This window comes from Shewanella sp. 4_MG-2023 (assembly GCF_030548015.1).
Taxonomy (GTDB): domain Bacteria; phylum Pseudomonadota; class Gammaproteobacteria; order Enterobacterales; family Shewanellaceae; genus Shewanella.
The window spans coordinates 142,931-150,363 of sequence record NZ_JAUORL010000009.1 but is presented as its reverse complement, the minus strand read 5'-3'; the positions used below and the strand labels follow the sequence as shown (position 1 = coordinate 150,363).

The 7,433-nt window shown below is 42.0% G+C and carries 6 protein-coding genes and 1 tRNA gene; 3 read left to right on the top strand and 4 right to left on the bottom strand.

Annotated features, from left to right (window positions below; genetic code table 11):
* Positions 1-598: 598 nt before the first annotated feature.
* On the top strand, positions 599-1,042 hold the full coding sequence (locus Q4546_RS07285) for a DUF4124 domain-containing protein (RefSeq protein WP_102439682.1): 444 nt from the start codon (positions 599-601) through the stop codon (positions 1,040-1,042).
* Between the two features lie 96 nt (positions 1,043-1,138).
* On the opposite strand, the gene Q4546_RS07280 is transcribed toward Q4546_RS07285, so the two are convergent.
* From Q4546_RS07280 to rluD, 4 genes are all read right to left on the bottom strand, one after another.
* Positions 1,139-1,447 carry a hypothetical protein gene (locus Q4546_RS07280; protein WP_303445985.1) on the bottom strand — a complete coding sequence of 103 codons (309 nt, stop codon included), beginning with the start codon at positions 1,445-1,447 and terminating at the stop codon, positions 1,139-1,141.
* Between the two features lie 259 nt (positions 1,448-1,706).
* The gene (clpB, locus tag Q4546_RS07275) at positions 1,707-4,280 is read right to left on the bottom strand and encodes an ATP-dependent chaperone ClpB (protein ID WP_102519101.1); all 2,574 of its coding nucleotides are present in this window, start codon (positions 4,278-4,280) and stop codon (positions 1,707-1,709) included.
* Positions 4,281-4,424: 144 nt separating this feature from the next.
* On the bottom strand, positions 4,425-5,159 hold the full coding sequence (pgeF, locus tag Q4546_RS07270) for a peptidoglycan editing factor PgeF (RefSeq protein ID WP_102439685.1): 735 nt from the start codon (positions 5,157-5,159) through the stop codon (positions 4,425-4,427).
* 38 nt (positions 5,160-5,197) lie between these two features.
* On the bottom strand, positions 5,198-6,172 hold the full coding sequence (rluD, locus tag Q4546_RS07265; RefSeq protein ID WP_076540848.1) for a 23S rRNA pseudouridine(1911/1915/1917) synthase RluD: 975 nt from the start codon (positions 6,170-6,172) through the stop codon (positions 5,198-5,200).
* A gap of 125 nt (positions 6,173-6,297) precedes the next feature.
* Between rluD and Q4546_RS07260 the strand changes: the two genes are divergently transcribed.
* Positions 6,298-7,062, top strand: coding sequence for an outer membrane protein assembly factor BamD (locus tag Q4546_RS07260; protein ID WP_102439686.1), 765 nt, complete (start codon positions 6,298-6,300; stop codon positions 7,060-7,062).
* 182 nt (positions 7,063-7,244) lie between these two features.
* Positions 7,245-7,320: transfer RNA gene (locus Q4546_RS07255), tRNA-Phe, on the top strand.
* Positions 7,321-7,433: the final 113 nt, after the last annotated feature.

Genomic DNA, 7,433 nt, shown 5'->3' with positions numbered 1-7,433 from the left:
TTTTGATTGCTTCACTCTTTACGAGAAAGAATGAGCAATTTCGATTAACTCAACACCTGTGAGTGTCCACACAGATTTCTTGTTTGATTTGTTAAAGAGCGTTGCTAATTATGCAAGAAATAATCTTTCATATCAGCAGCCATTTGACGCTAGGTCGTTGGCTTAGGGATGCGTATTTTACACCTCCCGTTGTTGGCGTCAAGTCATTTTTAACGTTAATTTAAAATGCTTTTCAACCGGTTAATTATGACGCTTTAAAAGCGTCTTAATTAACGCTAACACCTTGAGGCTATTGGCCTGTCGCCGTGTCAGTGGATGCGCATTATAGGCAAGTTAAGATTTAGCGCAAGGGCTTTTGGCATTTTTTATCTGCAACACAAACTGAATGCGCAAAAGCTAAACAATTCGTGGTTTTTATCACCTAAAACCACCCTATTTTGTTGTTGACTGCCAATTCTAGGCTGCTTGTTTACCTTCAATAGCTCAAGTATTGGAACTAAGTCTTCAATAAACTCGATAATAACTATTGGTTTTAAGGTTCAAATCGCCTATTTTATTTTTAATAAGGAAAGTTGGTATACACCATTTAGGAATATATATGCTTAGTTTACGTTTATTGTGTTTAATAGGCTGTTGTAGTTTGATACAAGTTGCCAATGCTACCGTGATTTATTCTTGGGTCGATGAGAAAGGGGTAAAGCATTATAGTCAACAGCCACCGAATGAAGTTAATTCTGAAAAACTCTATAGTGAAGACATTGAGCCTGCACAAGTGGGTTACTTACCTGTTATTGCTAATGCATCATCAAGTGCAAATAAACCATCGGATGCAGAAAAGAATGCCGAAACCATTAAGGCTAGAGATGCTGAACAAGCAGCGTCTATTTGTGAAAGCGCTAAACACAGCCTAAATGTATTAAATACTTATCAACGATTACACCGCAAAGATCCCACCACCGGTGAAGCCGTACAGGTAACCGAAGAAGAGAGACTTGCTCAAATTGAAACCAATGAAGAAAGAATAAAACTGTTTTGCCAGTAATATTGTATTAGCTACAATATTAAGCAATAGCATGACATTGTGATATTAAGGGGCCTATTGGCCCCTTTTGCTATAAGTTTTGTCGATTGGGCATGATTAATTGCCAACAGTGTACATTGATTTAAACTCGCCACCATTACAGGTTTGGGTACCTGAGCGCCAACCTTTTTCAAATGCATTTATCCCATTTAAGGTTTTATCTTTCATTCCGTCGAGTGATTCAATTGATGTGCTTTGCAATAGTGCACTTTGACAGCCACGGTTATAGCCATAATGATAAATACTGTCGTAATCAACATTACCAACCTTAATAACTGGGATTTCGCCATTGGTTTGGGGGGCAGAGCTACAGCCTGTTAGGGCTATTGCTATGAGTGCGCTACTTATTACAACTAATTTATTCATGCTATATCCTTTTGACTAAAATCACAGTGGTTGAGTTAAACAGTCTACTTTCAAGCTAGTTTATAAATTTGATACTCGCAAGATAGCTTGCCGACACTGGGTTACGAATTCGTCAAAAGGGTTATTTATTTTGGATAGTTTCTATTGATCAGTCTCACCTCGCCAAAAACACAAAAGGGGCATAGTTAACTACTATGCCCCTTTAATTGCTTCACTCAATTGATTAGCCATGCACTAAGTTGATTAATGACGAAGTAGATTATTGGCTAAATGTTAGCAAACCATCTTTCACATCTACGTTGATTGCTTTACCTGGTAGTAAATCACCTTTTAGTAAGTGATTAGCTAATGGGTTTTCAACTTCCTGCTGCAAGGCACGCTTGAGTGGTCTTGCTCCATATATAGGATCAAATCCTGCTTCAGCAATTAATGCCAGTGCAGCTTTAGAGATCGTTAAGCTAAAGTCTTTTTCTGCTAAGCGCGCTTTTAAGTTCTCTAACTGGATTTCTGCGATATAGGCAATATGTTCAGCTGATAATGGATGAAACACCACAGTTTCATCGATACGGTTTAAAAACTCAGGCCTAAAGCTTTGGGTAACGACTTCCATTACCGATGCCTTCATCTGAGCATAGTTTTGGGTTTCAAAACCTTGCTGGATAATGTCAGAGCCTAAATTTGAGGTCATGATAATAACGGTATTTCTAAAGTCGACCGTTCGGCCTTGGCCGTCAGTTAATCTACCATCGTCCAATACTTGCAGTAAGATATTGAATACATCAGGATGGGCTTTTTCAACTTCATCGAGCAAGATGACAGAATAAGGCTTACGACGAACGGCTTCTGTTAAGTAACCGCCCTCTTCATAGCCGACATAACCAGGAGGCGCACCCACCAGCCGTGACACGGTATGCTTTTCCATAAACTCTGACATATCGATACGCACCATGGAGGATTCAGTATCAAATAGGAATGTCGCTAATGATTTACATAGTTCGGTTTTACCCACACCAGTTGGGCCTAAAAAGAGGAAAGAACCTATAGGGCGGTTTGGATCAGCTAGACCTGCGCGGCTTCTACGAATCGCATTTGATACCGCTTCTATCGCTTCATTTTGACCAATCACTCTTTGATGTAGTGCGTCTTCCATTTGCAATAACTTGTCACGCTCACCTTCGAGCATTTTACTCACTGGTATACCGGTGGCTTTTGACAACACTTCTGCAATTTCAATATCGGTGACTTTATTGCGTAATAAGGTCATGTCTTGCATTTCAGCCTGAGAAGCTAAATCTAATTGCTTTTCAAGTTCAGGAATACGGCCATATTGCAGTTCAGACATTCGCGTTAAATCGCCTGCCCTTCTCGCCACGTCCATATCCATGCGCGATTGTTCTAAATCGGCTTTAATATGTTGAGTGCCAGCCAATGCGGCTTTTTCAGTGCGCCAAATTTCGTTTAGCTCGTTGGCTTTAATTTCAACTTGAGCAAGCTCCGCCTGTAAATCACTCAGACGTTTGCGACTGGCTTCATCTTCTTCTTTCGCTAGTGCTTGTTCTTCTAGCTTAAGTTGAATTGCGCGACGCTCTAACCTATCTAATGACTCTGGCTTTGAGTCAATTTGCATACGGATACTTGAGGCTGCTTCATCAATCAAATCGATAGCTTTATCAGGTAACTTTCTGTCAGAGACATAGCGGTGTGACATAGTGGCTGCGGCTACAATAGCAGGATCGGTAATTTCCACATGGTGATGCAGCTCATAGCGTTCTTTTAAACCCCGTAATATCGCAATGGTATCTATCACACTTGGCTCATCAACCAGCACTTTTTGGAAACGACGCTCAAGTGCGGCATCTTTTTCAATATACTGACGGTATTCATCAAGCGTGGTAGCGCCAACACAATGTAAATCGCCTCGAGCAAGAGCGGGTTTAAGCATATTACCTGCATCCATCGCCCCTTCGCCTTTACCTGCACCAACCATAGTGTGCAGCTCATCGATAAACAGGATGACTTGGCCTTCTTCTTGGGCTAACTCACTTAATACTGCTTTGAGGCGCTCTTCAAATTCACCGCGATATTTTGCGCCCGCAATTAACGAGCCCATATCAAGGGAAAGTACCCGTTTGTTTTTAATGCCTTCAGGTACTTCGCCATTGACAATCCGTTGAGCTAAGCCTTCAACGATGGCAGTTTTACCCACACCGGGCTCGCCAATCAATACTGGATTATTTTTACTACGGCGCTGCAGTACTTGGATGGTACGGCGAATTTCTTCGTCGCGGCCAATAACCGGATCTAATTTACCTTGCTCTGCTCGCTCGGTAAGATCGACGGTAAATTTCTTTAGCGCTTGGCGTTGATCTTCGGCATTGGGATCATCGACATTTTGTCCGCCACGGATTTGATCTATGGTCGACTCCAAGACTTCTTTGGTGGCACCCGCCGCTTTAAGGCTTTTAGCTAACGGGTCATTGCCTTCTAACGCCGCTAATACAAACAACTCTGACGAAATGTATTTGTCTTTTCGCTTTTGGGCTAATTTATCGCATAAGTTCAGCAAGCGGATCAGGGTTTGTGACAACTGAACATCACCACCAGTGCCTTGCACTTGCGATACTCGTTCCAGCTCTTGGCTTATTGACGAACGCAGCGCACTGACATTAATGCCCGCTTGGGTCAGTAATGGGTGAATTGAACCTGAATCTTGATTTAACAAAGCCATCATCAAATGAATAGGTTCAATAAACTGATGATCTCGTCCTAACGCCAGTGACTGTGCATCTGAAATGGCGATTTGAAACTTATTGGTCATACGATCGAGTCTCATACGGCCTCCTAAACAATTAATTTAAAAACGGGAATGTTTTTGATAAGTAAAATATGGGGGTGTTTATGGATTTTTCAATCTAATGAGGCGAATTTAAAAATAAACCGTTAGGTTAAATGATGTAGATCAAATCTAAAAAACAGATTAGGACTTAAGCCAGATAAGCGACGCCATGCGGCCAGTTTGTTGTTCGCGGCGATAAGAAAAGTAATCACTATCGCTAAAAGTGCAGCGATTAGCGCAATATATTTGGGGAATACCTAATAACGCCAGTCTCATTTGAGCTAAGCCCGCTAAATCTGCTAAATACTTTTCAGCTTGCGGTTTAAAGTAGTCAGTCGCTTGAGGATGCTTTTCGGTAAAATATTGAAGTACTTCTGCGCCAACTTCAAACGCACCTGGGCCAATTGCAGGACCTAAATAAGCGATGAGTTCAGTCGTTGGAGAGGAAAATTTGCTAACTGCGGCTTCAATTATGCCATCACATAAGCCACGCCAGCCGGCATGGACTGCAGCAACTTCAGTGCCCGCATTATTACATAGTAATACAGGAAGGCAATCTGCGGTCATAATCGCCAGTGCAGTATTGGGGGAGTTGGTATAACTACCATCGCCAATGAGAGGAGATGCAATATCAGCTGTCGTCAGTCTAGAGCAATCAATGATGTCAGTGCCATGCACTTGCTCAAGCCAAACAAGTGGCGACTGGATTGAATGCGCTGTTTGTAATAAAGCCCGATTGGCCATGACATCTGCTACAACATCCCCCACATGCAAGCCTAAATTCAGGCTGTCATAAGGTGGTTTGCTGACACCGCCATGACGATTTGTCATGGCGATAGCAACATTATCAGGTAATGGCCAACTGGCTTTAAACACAATCAATCCTTATGCCATCGCTTACGCAAGACTAACGCCTATAGGTATTCTATTGGATTTAGTTCTGTGTCTTCGCGCAATGCTTTGGTTAGCATCTTCATATCCTCAGGGATAGGAGCATGCCAAGTCATAATTTCTTGGGTAAACGGATGTGCAAGCTCCAAACGCACCGCATGTAACGCCTGACGCTCAAAGCCTTTTAAGAGTTCAAAAAACGCTTTGCTTGCTTTTTTAGGCGGACGTGGACGACCACCATAAACAGGATCACCAACTAGCACGTGGCCAATATAAGCCATATGAACACGAATTTGGTGAGTACGACCTGTTTCAAGACGCAGTCTTAAACGAGTATGGGCTCTAAATTTTTCAGCAACGCGATAATGAGTGACTGAAGGACGGCCCCCCATAATCACTGCCATTTGAGTACGACGAGTTTCATGGCGTTCAATAGGTTCATCAACCGTGCCACCAGCTGTCATAGTACCAATCACAATTGCTTCGTATTCACGCACGATATCACGGGCTTGAAGCGCCGCAACAAGGTGAGTTTGTGCTTCAACCGTTTTAGCCACCACCATTAAACCTGTGGTGTCTTTATCTAAACGATGCACAATACCAGCACGTGGTACATGTTCGATTTCAGGACAATGATGTAATAACGCATTTAATAATGTGCCATCAGCATTACCTGCACCAGGATGCACAACCAAGCCCGCTTGCTTGTTTACCACTAAAATATGGTCATCTTCGTAGACGATATCTAGTGGGATTTTCTGCGCTTTATCTTTAACTTCTTCTTCAAGCGTTGCTTCTACAGCAATTAACTGCGACTCTAGTACCTTCTCACGAGGTATATCGACGACAGTATCATCAACTGAAACTGCACCAGATAAAATCCATTCTTTGATGCGTGTACGGGAATAATCAGGGAACAATTCAGCCAAAGCTTGGTCTAATCTTAGACCCGTTTGACTTGCTGTGATTTCGCTTTTTAGATTAATCTCTTGTGTCATAGGAACCGTACCCCTTTTTTGGGGTCCAAAGTGAATGAACTATCTGTTACAATCGGATTGTTTTCTATTTTACAGTGAAATGGAAAAATTCTTAACAATAACTTATAAAAGAATTGAATTTACATATGCATAATTTTGCCAAAGGCGCCGCCCTAGTATTGTTTTCATTGACTTTAACGGCTTGTAGCACCTCTAAAGGTTTTGAAGAAGAAGTTGTCAGTAACAAGTCGCCAGAAGCACTTTATGCTCAGGCACGAACCTCAATGGAACTTGGGAACTACTCAAAAGCCGTTAGAACCCTAGAAGCGTTAGACTCGCGTTACCCGTTCGGCCCCCACAAAACTCAAGTCCAATTGGACATGATTTTTGCCTATTATAAGATGGATGATGTCGCATCAGGTATTGCTAACATTGACCGCTTTTTACGCTTAAACCCAACCCATCCAGATATTGATTATGTCTATTATATGCGTGGTTTGACTAATATGCAGGCTGATAATTATCTTTTTCACGATATGATGAATATTGACCGCACCGATCGCGATCCTAAAAATGCCCAAGATGCTTTTAAAGATTTTGATCGTTTAATCAAAAGCTACCCAGATAGTAAGTATGCAGCAGATGCACAACATCGTATGCAATACCTAAAAAACCGTTTAGCAAAATACTCAATCAAAGTAGCTGAGTATTATATTAAAATGGGCGCTTGGAGCGCTGCAGCGGTAAGAGCACAAACTGTGATGGAGCAATTCCCAGGAACACCATCAACTGAACATGCCCTTGAAATCATGGCTCAGGCTTACGAAGAATTAGGTCAAGAGCAGCTAAAGCAAAACGTGGTAACCGTGATGGCGGCGAATTTCCCGAATAATGAGTTAGTCAGTAACTAATGTTTAGCCTTACTGCTTAACAACGCTAGAATGCCTTCAATTTGAAGGCATTTTTTATTTATACGCCATGTAGAATAAAACATCACAAAAGGTACAAAAGATATGCAGTTGACACATTTTCAGCTTAAATGCTAAAAAAACGGTTGACTCAAACGGCTTAAAACCTTAAATTGCATCCCGTCGCCCGAATAGCTCAGTCGGTAGAGCAGAGGATTGAAAATCCTCGTGTCCCTGGTTCGATTCCGGGTTCGGGCACCATATTTAGATTTGGTGGCTAACGCGACCAAATAACAAAAAAGCCTCGCAATGCGAGGCTTTTTTGTTTCTGTCATTTATCATTCATGCGGTAACCATTGCATCAATAAAGCGCC